The sequence below is a fragment of the Dehalobacter sp. 12DCB1 genome (assembly GCF_004343605.1).
In the GTDB taxonomy this organism is placed as follows: domain Bacteria; phylum Bacillota; class Desulfitobacteriia; order Desulfitobacteriales; family Syntrophobotulaceae; genus Dehalobacter.
The window spans coordinates 252,862-279,832 of sequence record NZ_POSF01000011.1 but is presented as its reverse complement, the minus strand read 5'-3'; the positions used below and the strand labels follow the sequence as shown (position 1 = coordinate 279,832).

The following is a 26,971-nucleotide window of genomic DNA, read 5'->3' as shown; positions in this document are numbered from 1 at the left end:
TTAATGGCAGGTCTTTTCTGAGAAATGGAACTAGATATCAGTTGGGAAGATGATTCTATTACAGAAGATGAACAAAATAAAATAGCAGAACTGCTTCGCACGGGCATTCAGAAAGCACTTCTTGAGGGAGGTGGCCCGGAAGACGCTGAGATCGGACTTGTCCTGACCGATGATGAATCTATTTATCTCCTGAATAAGACGTACCGTGGAATTAACAGCCCTACAGACGTCCTATCTTTTGCCCTTCGGGAAAAGGGGGAAGGGGAGCCGGAGATTTATTATAATCCTCAGTCGGATAAGGATAAGAAAGAACGGCTTGAATATTCTCTCGAAGAAATGATTGACGAAGAAGATGAAGAAGATCTTGACGAATACGAAGAAGATGACGATAATTTTAGCTACTGCGATACGGCTCTCGGTGATATCGTGATTTCTGTCGAAAGAGCCCGTTCGCAGGCTATTGAGTATGGGCATTCCTTTGCCAGAGAGATTGTTTACCTGGCAGTGCACGGAACACTGCACCTTCTGGGGTACGATCATGGCAATGAGGATGATTCCAGTGTTATGAGGCGTCTGGAGGAACAGGTTATGGATCAGCTCGGCTTGCTGCGCTGACAAGGGGGAAGAATAATGCCGGATATCCGTAAGCCTGCTGGTTTTGCCGGCAGCTGCAGAGGGGCTTTGCAAGGGATTGCTTACTCGCTGAGAACAGAAAAACACCTCAGATTTCATTTTTTTGCCGCCGTGGTTGTTGTTCTGGCAGGCGCTTACTTTCATCTTTCAGGCGTTCACTGGCTGTTCATTATTTATGCTATTGGCAGCGTTCTGGTGGCGGAATTGTTTAATACCGCGTTGGAAAGGGCAATTGATCTGGCTGAACCCAGGTACCATCCCCTTGCCGGCCTCGGCAAGGATGTTGCTTCCGGTGCCGTACTGGTTTCCACTATTCAGGCCGTCGTTATTGGGATCATTATTTTTGGACCTTATTTATTTTAGGGTAGGTCTGTGGGCAACAATACCGCCTTTCGGCTATTGTGCCCTCCATGGCACAAAAAGCCGCGCTCCGCATCGTGCTCCGCTCACGGCGGAACTGTGGCCCACAGACTGATTATAAGATACCTTTGAAAAAAATAGTTTGCATGTCGTTAGATTTCTCTAATCTAAGGGGGCGGGCGGATGTGGATGAGGAATGATCAGGCTATAGTTATTGATCAGTCTATAGATATCAACCAGGCTGCGGAGCTGATTCGCCAGGCGCATCAAGCTTGTGAAGATGCTTATGCCCCTTACTCCTGCTACAAGGTTGGCGCCGCCGTTCTCTGGGAATCAGGAAGGATCACTTCCGGTGTCAATGTCGAAAATGCTTCCTATGGTCTGAGTGTCTGTGCGGAACGCAATGCCGTATTCCATGGGATCGGATTGGGGGAAAGGCGGATCAAAGCGGTTGCTGTCGCAGTTCCGCTCGAGGAGATGCCGTCCCCATGTGGTGCCTGCCGGCAGGTGATCCGGGAGTTCGCCTCGGACTGCCTTGTTTTACTCAGCAATGGCAGCGGAGAAATCAGGAAAACCAGTTTGAAGGATATTCTCCCTGATTCGTTTGGCCCGGAGTTTTTAAAAAGCACTTAGGATAAGAGACCACATGATATACAGCTATAGGATATACAACGATAGGATACACAATTTTATGATACGAGACTTATGATACAAGGATGGTAAAACAGTTGAACAAGCAGGATAATAAAGTTTTTCGATCGGGTTTTGTTGCAGTGATCGGACGGCCCAATGCTGGAAAATCGACCTTACTAAATACGCTTTTGGGTCAGAAAGTGCTGATTATATCCGATAAGCCGCAGGCAACCAGAAACAGAATCCGGTGTATCCTTACCGAAGAACGCGGGCAGGTCATTTTTTTTGACACGCCCGGTATTCATAAACCGAAGCACCGCCTGGGCGAATACATGGTCGCGGCCGCCAAAAGCACTTTGCAGGGGGTTGATTTTGCGATATGCGTCGTCGATGCCTCCGTGCCGTTTGGATCGGGGGATGAATACGTGCTTCAGGTCATTAAGGACAGCGGAATTCCCTGCATTTTGGCCTTAAATAAAATTGACCTCATTTCCAAGGATCAGCTGCTGGAGAAAATAGCCGGCTTTTCCAAAATAGCAGATTTTAGAGAAATTGTTCCGATTTCAGCTTTACAGTCCGAGAATACTGCGAAGTTAATGGATCTGATTTTTGAAGCGCTTTCACCTGGCCCAATGTATTTTCCGGATGATGTCGTCATTGACCAGCCGGAGAAGTTTGTCGTTGCAGAGCTGATTAGAGAAAAGCTGATGAACCTGACCAGAGAAGAAGTTCCGCACTCGGTCGCGGTCGTGGTTGATAAAATGGAAGAGAAAAAATCCTTGATTAAGATAGGGGCTGTGATCCTTGTTGAACGTGATTCCCAGAAAGGAATTGTCATTGGTAAGGAAGGAAGCGTCTTAAAAGAAGTCGGAAGGCTTGCCCGGGAAGAAATTGAAACGCTGCTGGGCAGCAAGGTATTCCTTGAGCTTTGGGTCAAAGTCAAGAAGGACTGGCGCAACCAGAATAACCAGCTCAGGGATCTGGGGTATAATTTGAAGGACCTGAAAGAATAAATGCTGTGGGGTAAATTAGGCTTACTAAAAAATAGAGTGTCTTAGCATATTAGCGATACGGGAAAGTATAAAAGAACGCTGAAGGGAAGGTAGACTTATGAATATCGCCGGAAGAATTGATCATACGCTTCTGAAACCTGAAGCGACGGAGAAGGATATTGTTGATCTTTGCCATGAGGCTGTTAAACACGGCTTTACTTCCATTTGTGTAAACCCTGTGTATATTTGTACCGCCGCACGCTTGCTCCACGGAACGAGTGTCATACCGTGCACGGTCATAGGTTTTCCGCTTGGTGCTGCGTTTACCGAAATAAAGATGCAGGAGATTTTGGCAGCGAAGGCCCATGGTGCGAGGGAGGTTGATGCCGTGATGTGCATCAGCAAAGCCAAATCAGGCGATTGGAAGGCCGTACAGCGTGATGTGAATTTGATGGTCCAGACGGCCCAGGGCTGCGGTCTAAAAATAAAAATAATTATTGAAACCGGACTTTTAAACGAGGACGAAAAACAAAAAGCGGCTGAGATTATTCGGGAAGCCGGAGCAGACTATATCAAAACATCGACCGGTTATTTTGGTGGCGCAACAGTTGAAGACGTCAAGAACCTGAAAAATTGGGCAGGTCCTGCTGTTAAAGTCAAAGCATCCGGCGGGATTAAGACGAAAGAGTTTGCCTTGGAACTGATTGAAGCAGGCGCCGACAGACTCGGAACCAGTTCCGGAATCGCAATAATCCAGTAGTATTTAGTTCTTAGATGTATTCCAAAAAGATAGCATCTATTGAGGGTATAATAGGGAATAAAGACACGACCGGGGATGATGTTGGGAGATGGCGGTCTATCAGGCGGATGCAATTGTAATCCGCAGCAGGGAGTATGGTGAGTCGGACAGGCTCGTCACGCTTTTTTCAAGGGAAAAAGGAAAGCTTGAGGCTGTGGCCAAGGGAGTTCGAAAACCCAAAAGTACCCAAAGAGGTGGGACGCAGCTTTTTACGTATGCCGATTTTTTGCTGTACAGGGGGAAAACACTGGATACGGTGAATCAGGCTCAGCCCCGGGAGAATTTCATCCATCTCTGGGACGATTTTGACCGGACGATCACCGCGTCGGCAATGGTCGAGCTGCTGGATATTTCTACTGTCAGAGAACAGCCTGATCCAGAATTGTTCACCCTTACCTTAAGTTTTCTTTTTTTGCTCAAACATCTTAATGCATATATGGCTCAGGCCGCTTATGCGCTCAGGCTAATGCACCTGCAGGGCTATTTGCCATCGATGGAGGGTTGTACCGAATGTGGCGGAGACCTTTACGGAGAACAGGTCTATTTGAGTGCGGAGGCCGGAGGTTTTCTCTGTGCTGCTTGTAAAAACAACCGGATTGTCAGAGCGCTGAATCCGGGAAGCCTGGCCTTGATGCGCCAGCTGTACCAGGCTGATCTCACGAAGCTTGACCGAATGCGCTGGAACAAAAAAATGCGGCAGGAAATCCTCGAAAGCCTGTGCTACTACTGTGAACAGAAATTTGAACGCAGACTCCTGGCCTGGAGACAAGGCAGTGAGTTCTGGAAGAATTGACAGTGGAGGTTTATTAGCATATAATATTTCAGATAAAGGTATGCTGCATATAAGTAGCTTCCTTTTTATGAAAATATTTTGTCCGCATAGATGGAAAAGATACCTGCGATAGCCGCTAAGAGAGTCCGGGAGGGTGGGAGCCGGACAGGTGAAAACAGGTTGGGCAGTCTGGAGCGGACCAGGTTCAAAGAGGATTCCAAGTTACGTGACAAAGTTACGTAAGTACATTGTGAATCAAGCAGGGTGGAACCGCGGGAAATACTCTCGTCCCTGCAGCAATCATTTGCTGTATGGATGGGGGTTTATTTTTTTCGTTGCTATTACGATTCTTGCATGGATTGCGTTTATTTGGTCTGATCTAAAAAGGAGGAAAATTGATGAAATTTCAAGATCTTATTCTGGACCTTAACCAGTTTTGGGGTGAACAGGGATGCATTATTGCCCAGCCCTACGATATTGAAAAAGGCGCAGGAACCATGAATCCGGCTACCTTTTTGCGGGCACTTGGCCCGGAACCCTGGAATGTGGCTTATGTGGAGCCGTCCAGGCGTCCGACTGACGGCAGATACGGTGAAAATCCGAACCGTCTGCAGCACTATTTTCAGTATCAGGTCATTCTGAAGCCTTCGCCGGATAATGTCCAGGAGCTTTATCTCGAAAGCCTGGAACGGCTCGGGATTAATCCGGCTGACCATGATATCCGGTTTGTGGAAGACAACTGGGAATCCCCTACACTGGGGGCCTGGGGACTTGGCTGGGAAGTTTGGCTGGACGGCATGGAAATCACCCAGTTTACCTATTTTCAGCAGTGCGGTGGCATTGACTGCAAACCCGTCTGCGCAGAAATCACGTATGGAATAGAACGGCTCGCGACCTTCATTCAGGGCAAGGACAGCGTCTTTGATATTGAGTGGGTCGGAGATATCAGCTACGGTGATATTTATCTGCAGAATGAAATTGATTTTTCACGCTACAACTTTGAAGTGGCCGATATTGATGCGCTGCGGCAGTGGTTTGATATGTACGAGAAGGAAGCAGAGCGGACCGTCCAGGCAGGCCTGGTCGTGCCGGCTTACGACTATGTACTGAAATGCTCCCATGCGTTTAACCTTCTGGAAGCCCGGGGTGCAATCAGTGTGACGGAAAGAACCGGGTACATTGCCAGAGTAAGAAACCTAGCCCGTCTGTGTGCCCAGGCCTATGTCACCCAGAGGGAAACACTTGGGTTTCCTTTGCTGAAAAAAAGGGGGGAATAAAAATGAGCAAGGACTTTTTACTGGAAATAGGCATGGAAGAAATGCCCGCTAAGTTTGCACCAGGTGCAGTGGCCCAGCTGGAGAACAATGCCCGAAAAATGCTGGCGGAACTGCGTTTAGCGTATAAGAATCTGCAGTGTTTTGTGACACCGAGGCGTCTGACACTCTATGTAGAAGCCCTGGCTGAAAAGCAGCAGGATATCAGTGAAGAAGTCAAAGGGCCTGCTCAGAAGGCTGCATTCGATGCCGAAGGCAAACCGACAAAAGCGGCTGAAGGATTTGCACGCGGACAGGGTGTTAAGACCGAAGACTTTTTTCTGAAAGAAATCAATGGCGTGCCCTATGTGTATGCTGTAAAATCCCAAAAAGGCGAAGAAACCGAAAAGCTGCTGCCACAGGTCTCGCTGAATCTGGTTACAAGCCTTAATTTTCCGAAACCGATGCGCTGGGGAGATTATGACATCCGTTTTGCGCGCCCGATCCGCTGGCTGATCTCCTTGTTTGGCGACGAGGTAATCCCTTTCAGCTATGCCGGAATTCAGGCCGGAAGAACCTCTCGTGGACACCGTACACTTGGCAGCTATATCCGGATCGTTCAGCCGGCTGAATATCTGAATGCATTGGAATCGGTCTTTGTGCTGGCCGACCAAGAGAAAAGAAAACAGAATATCTGGAGCCAGATCCAGCTATTGGCCGCTAAGGTTGGCGGCAAAGTCGACCAGGACGAGGACCTGCTGACAGAGATATGTCATCTGGTGGAATATCCGACCGCTCTTCTGGGCGAAGTCGATGTCAAATATATGGTCCTGCCGGGAGAAGTCATCACCACGCCGATGAAGGAACATCAGCGTTATTTTCCGGTCAGGGCAGAAGACGGTAAATTACTGCCATACTTCATTACGGTACGGAATGGCGATAGAACCTCGCTCGATATCGTGAAAGAGGGCAATAAGAAAGTGCTCAAAGCCCGTCTGGAAGATGCTGCTTTCTATTACCGGGAAGATCTGAAAAGTCCGCTGCATACCCTGATTCCAAAACTCGACAGGGTTGTGTATCACGAGAAGCTTGGTACCGTCGGACAAAGGGTCGCCCGTCTTCAGAAACTGGCTGTTGCGATTGCGAACGAAATGGGTCTCAATACAAAAGAAATAGAACTGGTCGACCGGACGGCCTATCTGGCCAAAGCAGATCTTGTATCGCACATGGTTTACGATTTCCCTGAACTTCAGGGAATCATGGGTGCATATTATGCCGGAAGCAATGGCGAAGCCCCGGCCGTTTGTGCTGGAATTCTCGAACATTACCGTCCGCGTCATGCTGGAGACGTGTTCCCTTCCTCTGTAACCGGGAAAGTGGTCAGTCTCGCAGATAAGCTTGATGCAATCGTCGGTTCTTTCGGGATCGGCATCCAACCCACCGGTTCGCAGGACCCGTATGCGCTAAGGCGTCAGGCGCTTGGAATCGTCGGCTTGATGGTTCAAGACGAACTGAACCTGTCTCTTCTGCGGCTAATCGAAGAGTCCTACAGCATCTTTACCGTGCAGGGAATCACGCTGGAACCGCTGGAGAAGATCAGACCGGCCCTTCTGGACTTCTTCATTCAAAGGGTCCGCTACCTGCTCCAGGAATCCGGACTGCGCTACGATACGATTGACGCTGTCATGGCCCACGGAATAGAAAAGCCTGCTCATCTAATGAAAAAGGCCGTAGTACTCGCCCAAGTCAGGGATGAAGCTGACGACTTTGTTTCCTACAGCAACGCCTATGTCCGTTGCGTGAACCTCTGCAAGAAAGCAGCTGCCGAAGCATGGCAGGTTTCCAATCTACAAGGAAGCTCGGAGCTGACGCTGGCTCAATGCCTGCACGAAAAAGCTCCGTTAATCCGGACGGCTGTGAACAATGCAGATTTTAGGAAAGCCTATGCGTTTGCTGCTGAAATCGTGCCATTGATCGAAAAACTGTTCGAAGATGTCATGATCATGGTCGAAGATGAAAAGCTCAGAAATGCTCGTCTGGGATTGTTGAAGAGCTGTGCGGAAGCGCTGGGCTGTCTCGGAGACCTGACACTTCTGGCATAGGTCCAGCCTTATTTTTGCTTTCTTTTTAAAGATAAGGCTTTTCTTTTCTCGAATATGTTATATAATATAGAAATATGACATACTATATCATTGAATTATGGTCAATGTGCTACTATATTTGAACTTTAGTTTCTATTTTCCGGAGGGTGAGAAAAATGCAGCTTTCCGAGCGCCAGGAGAAGATCCTAGAACTTGTGAAAAAATCCAGCCCGATGACGGGAGAACAAATAGCCAGTCAACTGAATTTGAACAGGGCGACCTTAAGACCTGATCTGACCATCCTGACCATGGCGGGTGTATTGGAGGCACGTCCCCGAGTTGGCTATTTTTATAATGGAAATACGGGACCTTCACCTATCGCCCAAAGGGTGCGTCAGCTCAGAGTCGGTGATTTCAAATCAATTGCGGCTGCTGTCAAAGAGAGCATCTCGATTTACGATGCTGTCGTATCCATGTTCACGAACAACGTCGGTAGTCTGATCGTGATCAATAATGAACGTGAGCTTAAAGGAATGGTTTCCCGCAAGGATATTCTTAAGGCTTCACTTGGCAATATGGACCTGCATGGGGTGCCAATCAGTGTCATCATGACAAGGATGCCGAATATTATCATGGCCGCGTCCGATGAATCCGTACTTGAGGCTGCCAGAAAGCTGGTGCTGCACCAAATTGACACGCTTCCAGTCGTCGAAAGCTACATCAATGAGGAAGGTCGCGAAAGTTTCGAGGTAGTTGGCAGATTTACGAAGACCAATGTTACCAACTTGTTCGTAGAACTGGGCCAAGAAAAATTTCCAAATACCGCAAACCTATTTTAATGGAGAAAGTGAGGGGGTGTTTCGGTGACCGATCAAATCCCGGTAATTTATGTGATTTCCGATGCGCTGGGAGAGACGGCAGAGTTTGTCAGCAGGGCGGCAGCAGCACAGTTTAACGGAATAAAGACAAAAATTCGCCGGGTGCCTTATGTCCAGGATGAAATCCATATTGACGAGATCCTGGAAGAAGCGGTTGAGGAACAGGCAATTCTCGTTTACACGCTGGTTCTGACAAACCTAAGGCTCTACATAGAACGAAGGGCCAGAGAAAAAAATTTAATAACCATCGATATTTTGAGTCCGCTGATTTCGGCATTGGCTGATAAAACCGGACTTGATCCCAAAAATATACCGAATGTTACGCATCGGCTGGATGAACAGTACTTTCGGAAGGTAGAGGCTGTGGAGTTTGCAGTTAAATATGACGATGGCAAGGACCCGCGAGGACTGCTATATGCTGATGTTGTCCTAATAGGTGTGTCCCGGACCTCGAAAACACCGCTAAGTATGTACCTTGCCCATAAAGGGATTAAGGCTGCGAATATACCGCTGGTGCCGGAAGTGACACCGCCCCGGGAACTGTCTGAAGTTCCCCGGAATAAAGTCTTCGGGCTGATCTTAAGCCCGGAAAAACTGAACCAAATACGCAGTGAACGGCTGAAAACGCTGGGACTGGGAGCATCCGCCGATTATGCCAATCTAAACAGGATTATGGAGGAGCTCGACTATGCCAAACAGATCATGAAAAAGATTGGCTGTGTAATCATAGATACCACCAATAAAGCGGTCGAAGAAACCGCAAGTGTGATCCTGCAGAAAGTAACAATAAACGGGGAGTTGAGAAAAGATGGTTGACAAAAAATATGTGTACTTGTTTCGTGAAGGCAGTGCCGACATGAAAAACCTTCTTGGAGGCAAGGGAGCAAACCTGGCTGAAATGACCAACATCGGACTGAATGTCCCGCAAGGCTTTACGATTACCACAGAAGCCTGCCTCGAATACTATGACTGCGGTGAGCAGCTGCCCGGAGGATTATGGGAACAGATCCTTCCCGCGATCCAGGATGTCGAGAAAGCAAGCGGCAAGAAATTTGGCGATCCCGAAAACCCACTTCTGGTTTCGGTCCGTTCCGGCGCGAGGGTTTCCATGCCCGGGATGATGGATACAATCCTGAACCTCGGTTTGAACGAAGGAACAGCCAGCGGCGTCAGCAAGGCAACAGGCAATGAGAGATTTGCTTTTGACTGCTACCGACGTTTTATCCAAATGTTTGGCGATGTCGTACTTGGAATCGCCAGTCACAAATTTGAGAATATCCTGGAAGAAGTCAAAGAAAAACAGGGTGTAACGTTCGATTCCGAGCTTTCTCCGGAAAGCCTGAAAGGACTTGTGGTTAAGTTTAAAGCGCTTGTTAAGCAGGAGACCGGCGTACCATTTCCTGATGATCCGTATGAACAACTTAAGGAAGCGATCACCGCCGTTTTCAAATCCTGGAATAACCACCGGGCGATCGTGTACAGGAAAGCCAACGGTATTCCGGACAGCTACGGCACCGCCGTCAACGTCCAGTCAATGGTATTCGGCAACATGGGTAATGACTCTGGTACGGGCGTGGCCTTTACCCGGAACCCGTCAACTGGGGAAAAACACTTGTATGGGGAATATTTGATGAATGCCCAGGGTGAGGACGTCGTTGCAGGTATCCGTACACCGCTTTCGATTGACAGCCTGCAAAATGACAATCCGGAAATTTACCGCCAGTTCAGCGAAATCGCCAAGAATCTGGAGAACCATTATAAAAACATGCAGGATATCGAATTCACGATTGAAAAAGGCAGACTCTACATACTCCAGACCCGTAACGGAAAATGTACGATTTCTGCTGCGATCCGCATTGCTGTCGAACTTTGTCAGGAAGGTCTCATCACCAAGGAAGAAGCAGTCGAGAGAATTGATCCGCATCAATTAGAAAAACTGCTGCACCGCAGAATCGACGATGCCGCCAAGCTCGACGTCGTAGCGACAGGACTGCCTGCCTCACCGGGAGCAGCTTCCGGCAAGATTATCTTCAGTGCGGACGAAGCTGAAAAGCTCGGCCAGGCCGGAGAAAAAGTCATTCTCGTTGGTACGGAAACCACCCCGGATGATATTCATGGCATGCTCGCAGCCCAAGGGATTCTGACCAGCAGGGGAGGCATGACCAGCCACGCTGCTGTTGTAGCCAGACATATGGGCAAACCTGCAGTCTGCGGCTGTGATGCTTTGAAAATCAACCTTGCCGACAAGATCTTCGTGATTGGCGATGATGCTTATCCCGAAGGTACCGAGATTACGATCGACGGCGCAACAGGACGGGTCATCAGAGGAACTGTCCCGATGAAGGATCCTGACTTAAGCGGTGAATTCCAAAAAATTCTGGAGTGGGCAGATGGAATCAGAAAGCTTCAGGTTATGGCTAACGCCGATAATCCGCCTGATGCCGCCAAAGCGAGAGAATTTGGTGCCCAGGGCATCGGACTTTGCCGGACGGAACACATGTTTATGGATCCTGCCCGTATCCCGATTGTCCAGAAGATGATTCTGGCCCAGACGCTTCCCGAAAGAGAAGCCGCCCTGGCTGAACTTCTGCCGATGCAGGAAGGCGATTTCTACGGCATCTTGAAGGCCATGCACGGACTGCCGGTGACGATTCGTCTGCTGGATCCGCCTCTCCATGAATTCCTGCCAAACGGTGAAGAACTTGCTCTCGAAATTCAGGAATTAAAACTCACGGCCAACCTGCAGGATGAAAAGGTCCAAAAGGAAATCAAGGCTAAAGAGGTTCTGCTGAAGAAAGTCCGCGGTCTCCAGGAGATGAATCCGATGCTCGGCCATCGCGGCTGCCGTCTTGGAATATCGTATCCGGAAATCTACGCGATGCAGTCCAGAGCTATTTTTAAAGCTGCAGCTAGACTCGTGAAAGAAGGAGTTGACGTGCGTCCGCATGTCAAGATCCCGCTCGTCATTCATCATAAAGAGCTCGAGATTCTGCGCAAGCAGACCGAGGAAATTGCCCAGGAAATCATCAAAGCCGAAGGCGTCAAGATCAACTACCAAATTGGAACGATGATTGAAGTGCCGAGAGCGGCGCTTACCGCAGACGAAATTGCACCGTTTGCCGAGTTCTTCTCGTTTGGAACTAACGACCTTACCCAGACCGTTTTAGGCTTTTCCCGTGACGACGCTGAAGGTAAATTCCTGCCCGACTATTTGAACCAAAATATCTTGGCCAATAACCCATTTGCAGTCTTAGATCGGGACGGCGTCGGTAAGATCATGAAGATCTGCGTCGATCTTGGACGTAAAGCAAATCCGGGCATCAAAATTGGAATCTGCGGCGAACACGGCGGAGATCCTTCCTCGATCGAATTCTGCCAGGAAATTAACCTGGACTATGTCTCCTGTTCACCCTTCCGCGTACCGATTGCCCGCTTAGGCGCTGCGCAGGCTGCATTGAAACAAAAAGGGTTTATTAAATAAAGCAATAAATAGTATAAGGTAAAGAGTTGACTCAACAAAAAGATTATGGGTATTGTCTTTTAGTGATTTAAGAGACAATACCTCATTTTTATCTTGTAAATTTACTTACTATTGAACTGGCAACTGGAAGAATACAAGGGTGAGTTATTTCTAGGTACTTTTAACTGGTCTGTGCTCCTAAAAACGTGAAAGATGACTTTTACAGTATTTTGTAAATGTTTTATTCTATGATACAATTTAACGATTTAAGCAGGATTTTTAAACTTAATGTTGAATTAAACAGTTAAAGAATTGAAAGAACGTCTGAAGGATTTTTGCGAAAAATAAAAGACGAAGTACAAAATCTTAGCTTATTCCGCCAGAAAGTGGCGGAATTGTGGCCTCGGGTGCTATTTCTTTTGTTTTTGCGTCTAATCCCTTTTGATTCTTGTGAAGAAGGTGGTTGTAGATGTCCCAGTCAATCAGGTTAAGAACGGAGGAACATGAATTCCAGCGGCTCTCGCCCCTGGCAGCGAAAAGCGCCGAAGCAAGGAGAGCGAGAGAGGAAGTTGAATGCAGCGTTCGAACCAGGTTCCAACGAGACAGAGACAGAATTTTGCATAGCAAGCCTTTTCGTCGCCTGAAACACAAGACGCAGGTCTATATTGCTCCTATCGGAGATCACTATCGGACCAGGATGACCCACAGCCTGGAAGTCGCACAGATCTGCCGAACCATCGGCCGGGGGCTAAGCTTAAATGAAGATCTGATTGAGGCAATTGCCTTGGGTCATGATGTCGGTCATACACCTTTTGGACACGTCGGTGAAGAAACGCTGGCTTCCCTGATCGGCCATTTTGAACACAACGAACAGTCGGTCAGGATCTACACTGTCCTTACCGGAAACGGCGAGGGCCTGAACCTCACGGAGCAGGTCCTGGACGGAATTCTGCACCATACCGGTTCTGGAATGCCAAAAACCCTGGAAGGACAGATTGTAAGGATCGGAGACAGGATTGCCTATCTCTGCCACGATTTTGACGATGCTTTGCGGGCTGAGATTCTGTCCGTTGACGACCTTCCGTCCACGATTAGAAAAGGGATTGGCTCCAGTACCAGCGAAATGATCACGACCATGGTTCTCGATATGATTCAGGCTTCGGAAGGCAAGGACACGATTTGTCAGTCTGCAGAAATCTCCGCAATCATGAAAGAATTCCGTGACTTTATGTTTGAGAGAGTCTACTACAGCAGTTTACTGCAGGAGGAACGCAGCAAAAGCCGATTGGTTTTGGGAATTCTTTTCGATTATTACCTGCATCACTCGGAAATTCTGCCGGAAGATTATCTTAAACGGACAGAGGGAGATCTGAAACAAGCCATCACCGACTATGTTGCGGGTCTGACAGACAACTACGCCATCAGCATCTTCAAACATCTTTTTATTCCTAAAGAATAGCAGGGAGATAAGATGCTAAGCAAAAATTGTAAAAAAATTGTCTTAGAATAAGAAGGAAAAATAAAAAGTTTATCGAAAAAGATAAAGGCTTGTCAGAAAAACGTAAATCCATGAAGGGCGTGCTGGGATGGATCATAAAATATCTGAGGATTTTATCGAAGAAGTACGCCGCCAAGCTGACATTGTTGAAATTATCTCTGAGCATGTGGTGCTGAAACGTACGGGCAAAAACTATCAAGGGCTTTGTCCGTTTCATTCTGAAAAGACTCCAAGTTTCAATGTAAATCCCGATCGTCAGATGTTCTACTGTTTTGGCTGCCACACCGGCGGAAATGTTTTTTCTTTCCTGATGAAAAAAGAAGGTTTAGCCTTCATCGAAGCTTTGAAGAAGGTAGCCGGGAAGTATGGGATGGAGCTGCCGGAAAGAGAGCTTTCTCCGGAGGAGACGAAGAACGAAGCACAGCGCAGCCGCTGGCGGGAGATTCATGAGTGGGCTGCCCGCTACTATCACGACGTGCTTCTGCATCGTCCCGAAGGACAGGCCGGACTGACTTACTTTGAACACAGAGGGATTGGATCTGAAGTCATCCGGGATTTCCGTCTTGGTTTTGCACCGGACAGGTGGGATGGCTTGATCAGGGAACTTGCGGACAAAGGAGTCGCACCGGAAGAACTGGCTCAATTCGGACTCGCTGTCCGCAGGGAAACCAGTGAGCAGGAAATCAGTTATTACGACAGGTTTCGTAACAGAGTGATTTATACCATCCTCGATGTCAAAGGCGCTCCAATTGCTTTTGGCGGACGGGTGCTCGATGATTCCACACCTAAATATCTGAATTCACCGGAAACAAAATTTTTTCATAAAGGACGTAATCTTTACGGCATTCATCTGGCTTCTCGGGGAATCAGGGAGGCAGGGTATTCTTTACTCCTTGAAGGGTATATGGATACAATTGCAGCGCAAAGAGCAGGCTTCACAAATGCGGTTGCCTCGCTCGGCACAGCCCTGACTAAGGATCAGGCCAGGCTGCTTAAAAAATACGCAGGCAAGATTGTAATCGGCTATGACTCGGATAAAGCAGGGATTCAGGCAGCTCTGCGGGCGGGTGAGATCCTTCTTGATGAAGGCCTGAACATTCAGGTACTGCTGTTCGAGGATGCCAAGGACCCCGACGAATTTCTGAAAAAGCACACCGTCGCTGAATTTCGCAAGAAACTCGAAAATACCATCACTTTTATCGAGTTTAAATATAAAATGCTGATCCGGGATACCCCCCTGCGGACCATACCGGATAAAGCAGAACTGATTAGAAAGCTTGCTCCCGATATTCTTAAAGTACCAAGCATAGTTGAGAAAGAAGGATATGAAAGATATTTAAGTCTGGAGCTCGGTCTCACGCTCGAAGCAGTTCAGCACGAGATCGATAGCCTGACGAAGAAAACCAGAGGAAATAGGGGCAATCCAGAAATTTTTTCGCAACAACAGGATATTTCTGTAAAAAAAAGAAATACTATAGAAGGGACGGACATTGACAGTTTTCAGGAATCTTATGTCCATTTAGGAGTTTTCCGGGCCGAACAGACCATTCTCAGAATCATCCTGGAGAATCCCAATTATAAAAATCAAGTAGCTGACAACCTGGATCAGGAATTTTGGAGGCTGCAGGAACATAGATATATCTTCGAGAATTTCCCGGAAAACAGTTTGAATCTTATCGATAATGATAGCTGGTACGAGAAGGTTCAAAGGCGTCTTGCCGAAATATATGAATTGTCCATTGATTTCGATAAAGCCGATATGCTCCTTAAGGACTGCATTGCTTTGATTAAGGAGACAAAGAAGAAAGAGACGATCGAAGATTTGCAGGCCAAAATGATTTTATTGGAAAAATCTGGAGATATGGCTGGGGCGCTTGCCCTGCTCCAGGAGATAGGAGAGCGGTTGAAACGTGGCGAAAAATAATAAGAAACAATTTGTTGCGAATTACCCGCTGGAAGGGGAGAATTCCGTGACCGTAGATGAAATGAAAAAGGAAAATGTCTCGACTTTAATTGAGCTGGGCAAAACCAAGGGTAATCTTACCTATGATGAGATTGCCAATGCTTTGCAGAAGGTCGACCTTTCTGAGGACCAGATTGAGGAGATCTATGACCAGCTGAGCGGGCTCGGTATTGATGTTGTTGACGACAGCGTCGAAGTGGTTATCGACAAAGAAACAAAAGATCTTGCCGACGAGATCGCCAGTGAAACAGACATTGACCTTTCCATTCCTGAAGGTGTAGGGATTGACGATCCTGTCAGGATGTACCTGAAAGAGATCGGCCGGGTTCCTTTGCTGACAGCGGAAGATGAGATTGAACTGGCTCTCAAGATGGAGGCCGGGGATGAAATGGCCAAGCGCCGTCTGGCCGAAGCAAACCTGCGTCTGGTGGTCAGTATTGCCAAACGCTATGTGGGCCGCGGCATGCTTTTTCTGGACCTGATTCAAGAGGGTAATCTTGGCCTGATTAAAGCTGTGGAAAAATTTGATTACCGCAAAGGCTTTAAATTCAGCACGTATGCGACCTGGTGGATCAGACAGGCCATTACACGTGCGATTGCCGACCAGGCCAGAACGATTCGTATCCCGGTTCATATGGTTGAAACGATTAACAAACTGATCCGGGTTAACAGACAGCTCCTGCAGGAACTGGGCCGCGATCCGACCCCGGATGAAACTGCTAAGGTCATGGAGATACCGGAAGAACGTGTTCGGGAGATTTTAAAGATCGCCCAGGAACCTGTTTCCTTGGAAACACCAATTGGGGAAGAGGAAGATTCCCACCTCGGAGATTTTATTCCCGATGAGGATGCACCGGCTCCCTCTGAAGCTGCGTCATTCATCCTGCTCAAGGAACAGCTCGAAGAGGTCCTTGAGACGCTCACCCCGAGAGAAGAAAAGGTCCTCAGACTGCGTTTCGGACTCGATGACGGACGTACCAGGACCTTGGAGGAAGTCGGCCAGGAATTCGGCGTAACCAGAGAAAGAATCAGGCAGATTGAGGCCAAGGCGCTGCGCAAGCTCCGCCATCCAAGCCGCAGCAAAAAACTGAAGGATTATTTAGACTAAAATCAGGACTTTCTTAAAAAATTTTCTTATGCTAAAGACAATAAATAAGACTAAAAAGGATTAAGAAAAGTTGAAATAAATCCACATAACGCAAGATAAAATTGATAAAACATGCTTGACCATCGCGCAATAATTCCGTATAATAAACGTCGCAGGCTTTCCTCGATAGCTCAACGGTAGAGCAATCGGCTGTTAACCGATAGGTTGCTGGTTCGAATCCAGCTCGGGGAGCCATATTTTTTGGGCCTATAGCTCAGCGGTAGAGCGGCCGGCTCATAACCGGTTGGTCCCTGGTTCGATCCCAGGTGGGCCCACCACCAAAAATAATGAATTTGAAATCAAAAACAAAACTCTGGTGCAAGCCGGAGTTTATTGTTATAGGGATGATAACATTGAGGAATACAATGATTTCAGGACAACAAGATAATAAGCTGGAAAATAAAACGGCTATAAAGCTTGGCTCCCGCCTGGAGACAATTGCGTCACTGGTGCCCGCCGGCGCCAGAGTTGGGGATATCGGTACGGATCACGCCTATCTGCCTGTCTATCTGGTACAGGCCGGAGTGATTTGCCAGGCGATCGGGGTAGATGTCCACAGAGGGCCTTATAAATCTGCCGTTGAGAATGTCAAAGCCTATGGACTGCAGGACAACATTCAGGTCCGGCAGGGAGACGGCCTGATTCCGCTGGAGTCCGGAGAAGTCGATACATTGGTCATTGCCGGTATGGGAGGTGTGACGATCCTTGAAATACTAGCCACGAAGCCGGACGTACTGCAGAGCGTCCAGACATTGATCCTTCAGCCGCAAGGCGCAGAAAACAGGGTTAGATTCGAACTGCTTTCCGAGGGTTGGAGGCTGAGCGAAGAATGTCTGACAGAAGAAGACGGCAGGCTGTATACCGTCATTTGCCTGTCCCGCTCAGAAGGCCTGGATAGAGAGGAAGTCGAGCAGCGGATGAAGCAGATCATTCAGGATATTGCTGCGGACTGTACCGGAGTGCCTGCGTTGGAAGCAGCAAAGGATCTGGAACAGATGCTGCGTAATTTTATCTGGCAACTCGGACCGCTGATCATTGAACGCAAAGAACCCCGGTTAAACGACATCATTGCCGACACTACGAGCAATCTCAAAAGAGTCGTTCTGGAAATGATGCGCACAAACAGGGCTGCAGTTTCCCAGAAAGCAGAACAGATCAGGCAGGAAATCGCCATGATGGAGGTAATAAAAAAATGGCTGTATCAGTAGGCCAGGTTGAACAACTTATCGAAAAGATAGCGCCGCGTTCCTGGGCAGAAGACTGGGACAATCCTGGACTCCTGGTCGGCAGCAGCGCCCAGCGCGTCAATAAGATGCTACTGACGCTGGACGGAACCATGGAAGCCGTCGAAGAAGCTGTTTCGGAAAAAGCTGAACTGATTATTTCCCACCACCCGCTGCTGTTTAAACCGCTGAAGAATCTCCGAATGGACAACCAGGCGGCATTGGTTCCCCTTTTGCTTTTCCGCAATGGGATCTCATTTTATGCTGCCCACACGAATCTGGATCAGTCGTATCTGTCATCGAGCCTGATGTTTGCGAAAATGCTCGGACTGCAGAAAACAGAGTTCCTGGAAACCACCTCTGCTGAGAAACTGATCAAGATCGTCACCTTTGTTCCGGAAGAACACGTCGAGACTATCCGGAAGGCTCTGACCACCGAAGGCGTCGGCAGTGGAATTACCGATGGCGAGCACAGTGATGCCTACAGCGAATGTTTCTTTCAGACGAACGGTGAAGGCATGTTCCGGGCGCTGGACGGAGCCGAGCCGACTATAGGAAAAGTTGGAGAGCTGATCAGAGTGCCCGAGATCCGACTCGAGAGCATTGTCGAAGAGCGCAGCCTTGGCAGGGCGGTGAAGGCTTTGCATAAGGCACATCCGTATGAAGAGCCCGCTTACGACCTGATACCACTCCGGAATACCGGAAAACCCAGAGGATACGGGGTGATCGGAACATTACCGAAACCTGTCAGACTAGCTGATTTGTGGGAAGGATTTCTGAAACAGCTTACGGAGAAGTATGGCCATGACTGTTCTTCAGTGCGATTGGCAGGAGATCCTGACAGAAAGATCAAAAAAATTGCCATATTAAATGGCAGCGGAAGCAGTTTTGTGGCGAAGGCTGCCTTTAAAGGCGCTGATTTATATATCACAGGGGAAATCGGCTACCATAACGTGCTGGATTGTCTCGAATCAGGTATGGCCGTTGGTGAGCTCGGGCATTTTCTTAGCGAAATCCCAATGATCCATGCGCTTTACGATTATATTAGAGCCGATCGAACAATGGATGACGTAGAACTGGTTATCAGCGCGGCGAGCAAAGTGCCGTGGTTGAAACGTGGATAAAGTTATTAACATGACAGAATTGTCTGAAAGATAAATTTATAGTTGACTCCAATAGTGCTCTGGTTGTTCTTGGACGGATGAGCATAAGACCTCAAGAGTTATGCACAATTTGTTCACAACTTGTGCATAACTAGGAATTAAAATAATTACAAAATTATAGGGAAAATTTGATTATAGTGTTATAAATTGTAGCTTGAATTTTGTTTTTGGAATGATATACTGTGATTACGCCGTAATTTGTCGAAGCAACTAATGTGAAACAAATCATTGCATTCCTGATATACGCTATATGAAATAGGCAACAAATTGATTACGGCGATTTACTTTAGATACGCTTAAGAATTATTTGACCAAACACAAATAATCTAGTAAGATTGGATAGCGAAGTCAACCGGATGGTCGCGGGGACAAGTGCCGAAAGGCCGTCTCTGAGGAAAGTCCGAGCTCCACAGGGCAGGGTGCCGGGTAACGCCCGGCGGAGGGAGATTCCCTTTGAGGAAAGTGCAACAGAGATATACCGCCGCTGCCAAGCGGTAAGGGTGGAAAGGTGAGGTAAGAGCTCACCGGCAGTCAGGTAACTGGCTGGCCCTGCAAACCCCACCTGGAGCAAGACCAAATAGAGGAACGATGGAGCTGCCCGCTCTGTTCCCGGGTAAGGTCGCTTGAGGCTGCCGGTAACGGCAGTCCTAGATAGATGATCATCACCTCACAAGAGGTACAGAACTCGGCTTATAGGTTGACTTCCGCTATATTTTCGGGTAACATCTTTCAATTAAACGAATTTTGGGCTGGCTGCCCTGTCTTATAACTTGGTCTGGGACCAAGTTTTTTTATTTATCAAAAAGGCTATAAGGATATAGAAATGCTGCAATTTAGTATTTTTCCTTGTTCCTTTCTGTGGATCTTCGGAATACGCCGGAAAAGATGTGGCAACCATCGCCTTGGACAATATGCCCGCCGCTTATCACAAAGGAAGAAAGAAGAAATGCGGCAAACCACTTATTTTAATAACCGTAGAATTTGCAAGCGCTTGCAAATTCTACAAATTGAGCAAAAGGATTGACAAATAGGTAACATATTACGTATAATAAAAACGTAATATGTTACCTATTTATATGGAGGCAGTCAAGAACGATCTGGAGGTGTATCAGATGGACGAAATGAAAAAGCAGGCCAATATTTTCGGAATGATCTTTGTTTTAGCTAACAGGCTACAAGTGCTCGGGGATGCTTTTGATCAGAATATTACCATTAAACAGTGGCTGTTCCTGGTTAGTGTGGCCCGTTTTGAAGAGCCGCCGACTGTAAGCGAAGCGGCTGATGATATCGGCTATTCCAGGCAGAATGCCAAGCGTCTGGCAGCGACACTCGCAGAACACGGATTTGTCACCATATCCAAGGATAAAAGTGATGCCAGAGCTTTGCGAATTATGCTGACTCCGAAATTTCACACCTATTTTGCGGCGCGCAGACAGCGGGAAGTAGAATTCATGCAGCAGATTTTTAGTGGATTCGACCCTGAACTAACGGATAGATTTTATCAAGGATTAGTCAAGATCAGTCGCAATATTGAAATGATGGAGAATGAAAATGAAGAGATCAAGGAGTAAAAAAATGATAACGTTAGGTGTTATTGCAGGTATTCTTGCAGCGATTATTTTGCTGGCCGTCGTTTACTTTATCCAACCTTATTCGTCTTTAAAATCAGACTTTAATAAGGCGGCTATCCAACTTATTTCCAAGACCCAACCGGAAACAGAAATCTTTACCGAACAGGATATTGCCCATCTGCCTGAGCCTGTACAAAAATATTTTAACCACTGCGGCTATATTGGTACTTCCAAAATGTCCTGGATGAAAACCGAATTTAAAAGCGTACCTTTTTCCACCGGCGTGGATAAGGCAACGCTTACCATTGACTATACGCAGTACAACTTTGTTGAAACGCCAAACCGTTTGGCTTTCATTGACAGTGCGATGTACGGAATTCCTTTTCAGGGCTTCGACAGCTACAATCAGGGCGTGGGCTCCATGAAAGGCGTGATCGCCAAGGCCTTTACGCTGTTTGACCAAAAGGGTGTCGAAATGGATAAGGCCTGTCTGGCAACGGTGCTCGCAGAGAGTTTGTATGTACCGAACATTGCCTTACAAGACTACATCACTTGGGAAGCGATTGACGATACGCATGCTAAAGCGTCGATTACTTCCTTCGGCATAAGCGCGAGTGGCATCTTTACCTTCAATGAAGCGGGAGAAATGCTTGAATGCACCACCAATGACCGAATGGCTGTAGGTTTTGACGGCAGTAAGCAAAGCATCCCCTGGTCTGCGGTATATGAAGGTTATGAGAGGAATGAGAACGGCATCTTCAAACCGACCATTTTAAAGGCAGTCTGGCATTATCCGGAAGGTGATCTGATTTATTTTAACGGGGAAATTTTATCTTCATCGACGTAAATAAAACCGTTATGTAAAAGTCCTCGTCTAACAATCCAAAAATATTTATCGTTTAGCTTCAAGCCGTTCTAGTCTTTCAGAAACACGTTGATTCGTTTCGATCTGGCTCTCGCGGAAATCGAATAAAGCATTGACTTTTCCAGAAAGATCATGCTCCACACGCGCTTGGCTTTGGCGAATATGGATGATGTCCCCCTTAATTGTTTGGATGTCCTGCTGCATCTGCTCCTGGCTAACAGCAATTGCATCTATACTCGTCCAGATTTGCTGCTGGCCTGCCTTGAGCTGTTGCTGATCAGAGAGAAGCTGCTGCTGGCCTGCCTTGAGTTGTTGCTGATCAAAGTAAAGTTGCTGCAGCCCTTCTTCAAACCGATCCTGCCGGTTATCAAGTTGTTCCATTCTGTTCCCAAGAGAACTCAATTGATTTAGTACCAGTTCCTGAAATTGATCGTTATCCATCTGTTTTACCTCCTTTCAGTAATTTATTTCCTAACATCCTTATTATACCATATAATGGAATATATATGGGAACATATGTTTGTGCAAAATATTTTGTTTTTGCCTTTGGACAAAGAGATAAGTACATTTTACAGTGTTTCTAGTGTAATGAAAACGGCTCGGACCCTTTGATATGAGCTTATTTCAAAATCAATTTTAAATTCAATCGCCTCCCCGATAATGCTCCCGGTAATGTCGGCAATACTCGCTGTGATTACCGGGATATCTATGTTATGTTCACAAAAGCTCAGTTTGTCAAGGTTTGTAACGTTTTTCACGACAGAAATCATCTGAATTATATTTTATAATAAGATAAAGATATAAAAAAGGAGGGATATCGTGTCGGAGAATAAACTATTATTGTCATTTTTACTGGAGCTAAGTGAAGCCCTGTCGAATTATGGGCAACTGCGGATCCAAGAAGAACTGCCGAAGTTATTTTGCGAAGTTATCAAGGCAGATGGTTGTGCGGTTTATGTGCAAAAGATTAATAACTATATTTTACATAAACAATATTCTTCTTCGGCCTCTTCTCACTTTGCTTCTTCCTGGCGGCAGATCGGATGGAATTTATCGACTGCTGCCGTATATATTGACGCTCCAGAAACAGCCGGTCGCTATTTTCAGGGCGGAATCTGGCAGAGATGCCTGTTGTTGCCTTTGCTAAGAGAAGATAAGATTGAGGGAGTTTTGCTGGCAGGCTGGGCGGGGGCCTCTCCTTTAGACGGCTTATTACAGGAAGAGCTACGGCTATTGCAGCCTATATCCCAGCTTTTATCAGATATTTATTGCACCACGCATTTGATCACAGCCTTGAAAGAGAGAGAAAAATCCCTGTCCATCCTTTATCAAAAAGCTGAACAAGAGCTGGAAAATGGCCGCAGACAGGTATCTCTGGCCCTTCATGATGAGGTCGGACAAGTGCTGACCTCCATATTGCTTCAATTGAATATTCTGCAACAATCAGAGGATTTAGACTATGTGAAAGGGCGTCTCGGTGGTCTTTCTCATATTACGCAGCAAACGCTTGAGGAAGTCCGGCGTATTTCTCATAATTTGCGGCCTGCTCTATTAGAAAATTTAGGTTTACAGGCGGCGTTGGAATCTCATATCAAGGAATACACAGATTCTACGGGAATTGCGGTAGAGTTCAGGCACCATAATCTGGAGGAACGCTTACCCGATGATGTGGAGATCATCGTTTACCGGGCGGTGCAGGAAGGACTGACCAATGTCGCCCGTCATGCCGGAGCCAGTTCCGTTATGATTAATTTGACGGTAAAAGGCAACAAACTTCTGCTGCAAATTGAAGATAATGGTAAAGGCATGGAAGAAAGAAAAAGCAGTGGCCTTGGTCTTTTGGGGATGGAGGAGCGGGTGAAGCTGGCTAAGGGTAAATTCTGGTTGCTTAATCAAAAGGATCAGGGATTAACTCTCAATATTTTACTGCCCTTGGTTTAAGCAAGTAGGAGGTTAGCATGGAAAAGCAGACAACAATTTATTTGGTAGACGACCATAAACTGTTGCGGGACACTCTGCGGATGTTCCTGGAAAGTAAAGCGAATATTCGGGTGATTGGTGAGGCAGGCAATGGAGCCGATGCGGTTGAGGAAGTACTCTATTTGCAGCCGGATTTGGTACTAATGGATATTACCCTGCCTGATTTTGACGGAGTAGAAGCCACGGCCCGAATTATCAAAGGTCTGCCGAATATTAAAGTGATTGCTGTTACCATGCATCCGGAACAGCTTTATTTGCTAAAGTTCCTCGAAGCCGGCGGGATGGGGTATCTTCATAAATCAGCGGCTGACCGGGATCTGCTTAAGGCGATTGAGCAAGTCCAGCGGGGTGAGGTTTTCTTAAGCACAGATGGTGTGCAGGTAATAGCCGGCAAATACAGGGTTCAGAGTTCAATTCCATCGGCAGTACCTCAGAAGGAAATATCCCCTGAGGTTCTATCTTCCAGAGAAAGACAGGTACTTGGTTTGCTTTCCCATGGGTATAGCGGTCGGGAAATTGGTGAGATACTTTTTTTATCCGCCAGTACCGTTGAAACTTACAAACGGCGTATCAGTGAAAAGCTGAAATTGTTCAAGAAAGCGGATTTAGTGGAATACACCATCCGTCATAAAATATTTGAAGATATGTAGCAGTTGTCATGGAATACGTGACCAAATAGGGAAAGAAGATCGATGGTTCTTCATGACAGACAGATAAATCTCTTTTTTATAAACTAAAGTCAAATTGTATGCGCGTACGATTTAAAGGAGTTGTTTTTGGTGAGATGGATGAAGGAAAACAAAGGAGCAAAGGAAGCTGAAATAATCGTAGCTGTTCCCAATGTCTGGCTGCGGCTGCCGATTGTCGATTTGCTTTTCTTGATGAGGAAAGGGTATATTCACGTCAAAAGCCTAATGGAATTATATGAAAGGGTGGAAAAAAAATCCGGCGGTATCTTAATTATTGATATTTTCGCCTATAAGGAAAGCTGTCCAGATACCATAGCCCGCCTCAAAACGGAAAACCCCACGCTTACAATTGTTCCTCTCCTTTCCAGGGACGAGTTAGTCTATGCTCATTATTTAGAAAGCATTGACGCTTGTTTCATTGTTGAAAAGGAAAAAGCGGATAAAATGCTTTTGCCTGCCCTTCACCAAGCCTTGCAAAAACAACAAATGCTTTTAAACGAAAAGGAGGTAAATTTGATGGGAAAAGAAGATGGAAACATTCTGAGGAGAAATTTTGGCAGAAGAACCTTCCTTAAAGGCACGGCGGCTGCGGCAGCGATGGCTGGCGCGGTTGCGGCGTCTCCGGGAAGTACGGTACTGCAGGCTTTGGCTGCAGGTGATGACGCGCAAACTACTAGCCCAGAGGAGCAAATTTTCGCGGGTGCTTGCCCATCCTGTTGTGAGGGCGGCTGCAGCCTCAATGTACATGTCAGGAATGGGAAAATCGTTAAAACATCTAAACGGGATTTTCCAGATAAGAAATGGAATCGTATTTGTGGAAAAGGTCTCTCACATGCGCTACGTACCTATGAAGAAAGACGCCTGAAATATCCGATGCGAAGAGTCGGGGAGCGTGGTGAAGGTAAATGGGAGCAGCTTTCGTGGGATGAAGCCATTCAATATATTTGTGAAAAATGGAAAGGCTATCTGAGTGAGTATGGTGGTTCCAGTATTAGCTATTCATTTGCTGGAGGAAATTCAACAGTTTGCGTAAACAATTATTTAAAGAGGCTGTTTAATTGGATGGGGGGAACCTTTGTTTTTCATATGCTTGATATGGCGGCGGTGGACGCTCCAGGCAGAGCAGTTGGCTACGGGCCTTGGTTTTTCGGGAATAGTCTTACCGATATAATGAACTCCAAATACATCTTTATATGGGGGACCAATCCTACCTCGTCATACAAGCAGAATTGGCATTTTGTGCAGGAAGCTGCTGAAAACGGGGCAAAGGTGATTGTTATTGACCCAAATTATACAATTACAGCATCTAAAGCAGACAAGTTTGTACCGATTCGGATGTCTACCGATGCTGCGTTAGCTATGGCGATGATTAATATTGTTGTCAAGGAAGGTTTGGCAGATAAGGAATTTATTGCTCAAAATACCGTTGGCCCCTTCTTGGTAAAAGAAAGCGATGGTTTATATTTGCGCCAGAGTGATCTTGGAGGAGCAGCTAATGCTGAAAATAACGCGATTGTTGTCCGAGGAGCCGACGGGAAAGTTGGTTTGCCTTCGGAAATTCCCAACCCCGTTATTAATGGCACGTTTGAGATTAATGGCATTAAAGTAACCACGGCATATGATTTGCTGTTGGAAAGAACAGCCGAATGGACTCCCGAAAAAGCCTCTGAGCTTTGCGACATTCCTGTAGAGACCATCTATGAACTTGCTCGTATGTATGCTGCCGGTCCCACTTGTTTATATGCTTCTGAAGGAATTGACCATATGGGCAATGCGGCACCAGCTTATGCGGCGATGTATGCTTTGGCTATGGTAACAGGTCAATTGGCGAAGCATGGAGCTGGTGTTAGTGGTGTTCAGGGCCTGTGTTTAGGATCGATGTTCGATTGTTCAAGTATTATCTACCCACCTGGGAAAGTTCCAGGGCCAACTATTCCTTCACTTAAGTTACTTGATATTTTGAATGAAGGCATGTATGCTGGTAAACCCATGGCTATAAAAAGTTTATTTGTATCCACTGCAAATATACTTCGAGCTCAGGCCGAGAGAAAATCTTGGATTGAAGTATTCAATAAGCTGGACTTGGTTGTTGTCGCCGATCAATATATGAGCGATACCGCCAAACACGCAGATATCGTTTTACCTGTATGCGGATACTTTGAATATGAGAGCGTACTCACTATGTTTAACCCATTTGCTAAAATGACTGAAAAGGCAATAGACCCTCTTTATGAGAGCAAACCCGATTTGGAAATCATCAATTTACTAGGAAAAGGTATGGGTTTTGGTGATGAGTTCGTTGTTACCAGAGATGAGTTTTACACAAAACTTATGGATAGCGATGCCTGTAAGGCGGTCGGTATTAGCTGGGAGAAATTGAAACAAGAAAAGACAATGCGCTATATGTCGGATGATTATGTTCATGGAGCAGCAGGTGTTACATCCAGTGGAGGAGCCGCATTTATGACAGGTGCAGAAGTTCACGCCGGAAGTGGTACTTTCCCGACGCCTACCGGACGTGCCCAATTCTATCAGGAAGCCTTTAAACCCTATATCGATTATGGTCAGAAAATTGATCAGAAAAAGGAAAGCCTTCCTTATTGGGAACCGCCAATAGAAGCTTGGCCTGATAAACCGTTGTTTTCCAAATATCCTTTAATCTTCGCCACAGAACGGAGTAGATTAAAAGCAAATACTGGTTATACACATGTTCAGTGGTTATTAGAAATAATGCCAGAACCTTTTATAAAGATTAATCCTCAGGATGCGGCTGTGCGTGGGATTGTTCAAGGAGATACAGTAAAGATAGTCAATGACCGGGGTTATATGGTTTTGAAGGCATTTGTGACTCCGGCTGTTCGTCCAGGAGTGGTAGTTGCAAACCATGGGTTTGAGCATGATCAGTTTATTGATGGAGACGAAGCTGATTTAACCTCCAGAGCGATTAATCCTGCGGTTCCCAATAATGCCTATTTCGACACATTGTGCGAAGTTAAAAAAATGTAAAGGAG

23 protein-coding genes, 2 tRNA genes and 1 other RNA gene are annotated in these 26,971 nt (G+C 46.7%); 24 read left to right on the top strand and 2 right to left on the bottom strand.

What is annotated here, in order from left to right:
• Positions 1 to 24: 24 nt before the first annotated feature.
• From ybeY to C1I38_RS04800, 21 genes are all read left to right on the top strand, one after another.
• Entirely contained in the window at positions 25 to 615 is a 591-nt protein-coding gene (ybeY, locus tag C1I38_RS04900; protein ID WP_119776036.1) for an rRNA maturation RNase YbeY, read from the top strand.
• Positions 616 to 630: 15 nt separating this feature from the next.
• Positions 631 to 996, top strand: a complete 366-nt coding sequence (locus tag C1I38_RS04895) for a diacylglycerol kinase family protein (protein WP_119776038.1) — start codon at positions 631 to 633, stop codon at positions 994 to 996.
• Positions 997 to 1,182: 186 nt separating this feature from the next.
• Positions 1,183 to 1,626, top strand: coding sequence for a cytidine deaminase (locus tag C1I38_RS04890; RefSeq protein WP_119776320.1), 444 nt, complete (start codon positions 1,183 to 1,185; stop codon positions 1,624 to 1,626).
• A gap of 83 nt (positions 1,627 to 1,709) precedes the next feature.
• Positions 1,710 to 2,639: a GTPase Era gene (era, locus tag C1I38_RS04885; RefSeq protein WP_199698278.1), complete on the top strand. Its 930-nt coding sequence runs from the start codon at positions 1,710 to 1,712 to the stop codon at positions 2,637 to 2,639.
• A 97-nt stretch (positions 2,640 to 2,736) separates the two neighbouring features.
• The gene (deoC, locus tag C1I38_RS04880; protein WP_119776046.1) at positions 2,737 to 3,378 is read left to right on the top strand and encodes a deoxyribose-phosphate aldolase; all 642 of its coding nucleotides are present in this window, start codon (positions 2,737 to 2,739) and stop codon (positions 3,376 to 3,378) included.
• Positions 3,379 to 3,466: 88 nt separating this feature from the next.
• A complete protein-coding gene (gene recO / locus C1I38_RS04875) occupies positions 3,467 to 4,210 on the top strand; it encodes a DNA repair protein RecO (protein WP_119776048.1) in 744 nt (247 codons plus the stop codon).
• Between the two features lie 377 nt (positions 4,211 to 4,587).
• Positions 4,588 to 5,466: a glycine--tRNA ligase subunit alpha gene (glyQ, locus tag C1I38_RS04870; RefSeq protein ID WP_119776049.1), complete on the top strand. Its 879-nt coding sequence runs from the start codon at positions 4,588 to 4,590 to the stop codon at positions 5,464 to 5,466.
• Positions 5,467 to 5,468: 2 nt separating this feature from the next.
• Entirely contained in the window at positions 5,469 to 7,544 is a 2,076-nt protein-coding gene (gene glyS, locus C1I38_RS04865; RefSeq protein ID WP_119776051.1) for a glycine--tRNA ligase subunit beta, read from the top strand.
• A 155-nt stretch (positions 7,545 to 7,699) separates the two neighbouring features.
• Positions 7,700 to 8,362: a helix-turn-helix transcriptional regulator gene (locus tag C1I38_RS04860; RefSeq protein ID WP_020491503.1), complete on the top strand. Its 663-nt coding sequence runs from the start codon at positions 7,700 to 7,702 to the stop codon at positions 8,360 to 8,362.
• 24 nt (positions 8,363 to 8,386) lie between these two features.
• Entirely contained in the window at positions 8,387 to 9,217 is an 831-nt protein-coding gene (locus tag C1I38_RS04855; RefSeq protein ID WP_119776053.1) for a pyruvate, water dikinase regulatory protein, read from the top strand.
• Positions 9,210 to 11,882 (top strand): pyruvate, phosphate dikinase, encoded by a 2,673-nt coding sequence (gene ppdK, locus C1I38_RS04850; protein ID WP_119776054.1) that lies wholly within the window; start codon positions 9,210 to 9,212, stop codon positions 11,880 to 11,882. Before C1I38_RS04855 ends, ppdK begins: the two co-directional genes overlap by 8 nt.
• A 448-nt stretch (positions 11,883 to 12,330) precedes the next feature.
• Entirely contained in the window at positions 12,331 to 13,320 is a 990-nt protein-coding gene (locus C1I38_RS04845) for a deoxyguanosinetriphosphate triphosphohydrolase (RefSeq protein ID WP_119776056.1), read from the top strand.
• A 127-nt stretch (positions 13,321 to 13,447) separates the two neighbouring features.
• On the top strand, positions 13,448 to 15,283 hold the full coding sequence (dnaG, locus tag C1I38_RS04840) for a DNA primase (RefSeq protein WP_119776057.1): 1,836 nt from the start codon (positions 13,448 to 13,450) through the stop codon (positions 15,281 to 15,283).
• Positions 15,270 to 16,430, top strand: a complete 1,161-nt coding sequence (gene rpoD / locus C1I38_RS04835; RefSeq protein WP_119776059.1) for an RNA polymerase sigma factor RpoD — start codon at positions 15,270 to 15,272, stop codon at positions 16,428 to 16,430. Before dnaG ends, rpoD begins: the two co-directional genes overlap by 14 nt.
• Before the next feature lie 159 nt (positions 16,431 to 16,589).
• Positions 16,590 to 16,664, top strand: a tRNA-Asn gene (locus tag C1I38_RS04830).
• Positions 16,665 to 16,672: 8 nt separating this feature from the next.
• Positions 16,673 to 16,747 (top strand) — tRNA-Ile (locus C1I38_RS04825).
• Positions 16,748 to 16,834: 87 nt separating this feature from the next.
• The gene (locus tag C1I38_RS04820; RefSeq protein WP_119776321.1) at positions 16,835 to 17,677 is read left to right on the top strand and encodes a class I SAM-dependent methyltransferase; all 843 of its coding nucleotides are present in this window, start codon (positions 16,835 to 16,837) and stop codon (positions 17,675 to 17,677) included.
• Positions 17,662 to 18,816 carry a Nif3-like dinuclear metal center hexameric protein gene (locus C1I38_RS04815; protein WP_119776061.1) on the top strand — a complete coding sequence of 385 codons (1,155 nt, stop codon included), beginning with the start codon at positions 17,662 to 17,664 and terminating at the stop codon, positions 18,814 to 18,816. Before C1I38_RS04820 ends, C1I38_RS04815 begins: the two co-directional genes overlap by 16 nt.
• Before the next feature lie 383 nt (positions 18,817 to 19,199).
• Positions 19,200 to 19,564, top strand: an RNA gene (gene rnpB, locus C1I38_RS04810) — RNase P RNA component class A.
• 403 nt (positions 19,565 to 19,967) lie between these two features.
• Positions 19,968 to 20,426 carry a MarR family transcriptional regulator gene (locus C1I38_RS04805; protein ID WP_119776063.1) on the top strand — a complete coding sequence of 153 codons (459 nt, stop codon included), beginning with the start codon at positions 19,968 to 19,970 and terminating at the stop codon, positions 20,424 to 20,426.
• A 4-nt stretch (positions 20,427 to 20,430) separates the two neighbouring features.
• Entirely contained in the window at positions 20,431 to 21,273 is an 843-nt protein-coding gene (locus C1I38_RS04800; protein ID WP_119776064.1) for a DUF6544 family protein, read from the top strand.
• Positions 21,274 to 21,318: 45 nt separating this feature from the next.
• Here the strand turns inward: C1I38_RS04800 and C1I38_RS04795 are convergent, their stop codons facing one another.
• Positions 21,319 to 21,732, bottom strand: a complete 414-nt coding sequence (locus tag C1I38_RS04795; protein ID WP_119776066.1) for a hypothetical protein — start codon at positions 21,730 to 21,732, stop codon at positions 21,319 to 21,321.
• 128 nt (positions 21,733 to 21,860) lie between these two features.
• Complete coding sequence (locus tag C1I38_RS04790) at positions 21,861 to 22,049, bottom strand: hypothetical protein (protein WP_119776067.1); 189 nt, start codon at positions 22,047 to 22,049, stop codon at positions 21,861 to 21,863.
• Positions 22,050 to 22,110: 61 nt separating this feature from the next.
• On the opposite strand from C1I38_RS04790, the gene C1I38_RS04785 reads away from it, so the two are divergent.
• The 3 genes from C1I38_RS04785 (at position 22,111) to C1I38_RS04775 (ending at position 26,966) form a co-directional block, all read left to right on the top strand.
• Positions 22,111 to 23,232: a sensor histidine kinase gene (locus C1I38_RS04785; protein WP_119776069.1), complete on the top strand. Its 1,122-nt coding sequence runs from the start codon at positions 22,111 to 22,113 to the stop codon at positions 23,230 to 23,232.
• A gap of 17 nt (positions 23,233 to 23,249) precedes the next feature.
• Positions 23,250 to 23,921, top strand: coding sequence for a response regulator transcription factor (locus tag C1I38_RS04780; RefSeq protein WP_119776070.1), 672 nt, complete (start codon positions 23,250 to 23,252; stop codon positions 23,919 to 23,921).
• 138 nt (positions 23,922 to 24,059) lie between these two features.
• Entirely contained in the window at positions 24,060 to 26,966 is a 2,907-nt protein-coding gene (locus tag C1I38_RS04775; RefSeq protein ID WP_243103733.1) for a molybdopterin-dependent oxidoreductase, read from the top strand.
• Positions 26,967 to 26,971 lie beyond the last annotated feature (5 nt).

Bases quoted from the DNA above. Each gene is read 5' to 3' on its own strand.
- C1I38_RS04795 (WP_119776066.1), bottom strand. From the start codon at position 21,732: ATGGATAACGATCAATTTCAGGAACTGGTACTAAATCAATTGAGTTCT.
- C1I38_RS04820 (WP_119776321.1), top strand. From the start codon at position 16,835: ATGATTTCAGGACAACAAGATAATAAGCTGGAAAATAAAACGGCTATA.
- ybeY (WP_119776036.1), top strand. From the start codon at position 25: ATGGAACTAGATATCAGTTGGGAAGATGATTCTATTACAGAAGATGAA.
- C1I38_RS04815 (WP_119776061.1), top strand. From the start codon at position 17,662: ATGGCTGTATCAGTAGGCCAGGTTGAACAACTTATCGAAAAGATAGCG.
- era (WP_199698278.1), top strand. From the start codon at position 1,710: ATGGTAAAACAGTTGAACAAGCAGGATAATAAAGTTTTTCGATCGGGT.
- C1I38_RS04780 (WP_119776070.1), top strand. From the start codon at position 23,250: ATGGAAAAGCAGACAACAATTTATTTGGTAGACGACCATAAACTGTTG.
- glyQ (WP_119776049.1), top strand. From the start codon at position 4,588: ATGAAATTTCAAGATCTTATTCTGGACCTTAACCAGTTTTGGGGTGAA.
- deoC (WP_119776046.1), top strand. From the start codon at position 2,737: ATGAATATCGCCGGAAGAATTGATCATACGCTTCTGAAACCTGAAGCG.
- dnaG (WP_119776057.1), top strand. From the start codon at position 13,448: ATGGATCATAAAATATCTGAGGATTTTATCGAAGAAGTACGCCGCCAA.
- ppdK (WP_119776054.1), top strand. From the start codon at position 9,210: ATGGTTGACAAAAAATATGTGTACTTGTTTCGTGAAGGCAGTGCCGAC.
- recO (WP_119776048.1), top strand. From the start codon at position 3,467: ATGGCGGTCTATCAGGCGGATGCAATTGTAATCCGCAGCAGGGAGTAT.
- C1I38_RS04845 (WP_119776056.1), top strand. From the start codon at position 12,331: ATGTCCCAGTCAATCAGGTTAAGAACGGAGGAACATGAATTCCAGCGG.
- C1I38_RS04800 (WP_119776064.1), top strand. From the start codon at position 20,431: ATGATAACGTTAGGTGTTATTGCAGGTATTCTTGCAGCGATTATTTTG.
- C1I38_RS04860 (WP_020491503.1), top strand. From the start codon at position 7,700: ATGCAGCTTTCCGAGCGCCAGGAGAAGATCCTAGAACTTGTGAAAAAA.
- C1I38_RS04890 (WP_119776320.1), top strand. From the start codon at position 1,183: ATGAGGAATGATCAGGCTATAGTTATTGATCAGTCTATAGATATCAAC.
- C1I38_RS04895 (WP_119776038.1), top strand. From the start codon at position 631: ATGCCGGATATCCGTAAGCCTGCTGGTTTTGCCGGCAGCTGCAGAGGG.
- C1I38_RS04775 (WP_243103733.1), top strand. From the start codon at position 24,060: ATGAAGGAAAACAAAGGAGCAAAGGAAGCTGAAATAATCGTAGCTGTT.
- glyS (WP_119776051.1), top strand. From the start codon at position 5,469: ATGAGCAAGGACTTTTTACTGGAAATAGGCATGGAAGAAATGCCCGCT.
- C1I38_RS04805 (WP_119776063.1), top strand. From the start codon at position 19,968: ATGGACGAAATGAAAAAGCAGGCCAATATTTTCGGAATGATCTTTGTT.